This window comes from Alteromonas sp. CH_MED4-4 (genome assembly GCF_037029575.1).
Lineage (GTDB): Bacteria > Pseudomonadota > Gammaproteobacteria > Enterobacterales > Alteromonadaceae > Alteromonas > Alteromonas macleodii.
In genome coordinates this window covers 1-799 of the sequence record NZ_JAYMEU010000080.1, presented here as the reverse complement: position 1 = coordinate 799, position 799 = coordinate 1, and the positions used below count along the sequence as shown (strand labels likewise).

The following is a 799-nucleotide window of genomic DNA, read 5'->3' as shown; positions in this document are numbered from 1 at the left end:
TGCCAAGGCATCCACCGTATACGCTTCGTCACTTAACCATACAACCCCAAACAGCCTTTTGACTTCTGTCTAAGTTACGCTGCATGAATGACAAGCTAATCGGAAGAATTGCCTTGCTATCAAATCATCGATTGATAACAAGCAATTCAGTCAAGTAGAGTAAAAATTCATCTTTCGATTTCTCAGTTACTCAATTTTGATTGATTACTATTAATATCAGCTTTCCAAATTGTTAAAGAACATTCGCAAAATGACGAGTCATTTCACTTTAGAGTAAAAAACCCTAATCAATCTTTACTGAAACAGTAAATATTCATTAGGATTTCGGGTCCAACGTGACACAAAAATCAGTTTCCACCTTAGCCTTTGACTACCGCTAACTTTAGCGAGTAGAAAAACCGTCAGGAAGGTTCCCTTCCGGTTAAGCGGCTTTTTCACGACCACTTGCGAAGCAAGTGCAGGTGAATGGTAGGCTTGGGCAGACTTGAACTGCCGACCTCACCCTTATCAGGGGTGCGCTCTAACCAGCTGAGCTACAAGCCTTCAGTACTTCGCTTATGCAAGCTCAGTGTCAAGTAGATGGTGGAGCTAAGCAGGATCGAACTGCTGACCTCCTGAATGCAAATCAGGCGCTCTCCCAGCTGAGCTATAGCCCCATAAACTTGTGTCGTTCTTCATTTTAAACAAGACTATCTGTGTAGGCACTGCATCAAGTGCGTCTATCGACGTAATGGTAAGGAGGTGATCCAACCCCAGGTTCCCCTAGGGTTACCTTGTTACGACTTCACCCCAGTCATGA

General features: G+C 43.7%; 2 tRNA genes and 1 rRNA gene. All 3 read right to left on the bottom strand.

The annotated features are described in order from the left end of the window. Positions 1-466: 466 nt before the first annotated feature. Positions 467-543: transfer RNA gene (locus tag WA381_RS20975), tRNA-Ile, on the bottom strand. A 37-nt stretch (positions 544-580) separates the two neighbouring features. Further along, a tRNA-Ala gene (locus tag WA381_RS20970) sits at positions 581-656 on the bottom strand. Positions 657-734: 78 nt separating this feature from the next. Beyond that, positions 735-799, bottom strand: a 16S ribosomal RNA gene (locus WA381_RS20965); the annotation flags it as partial.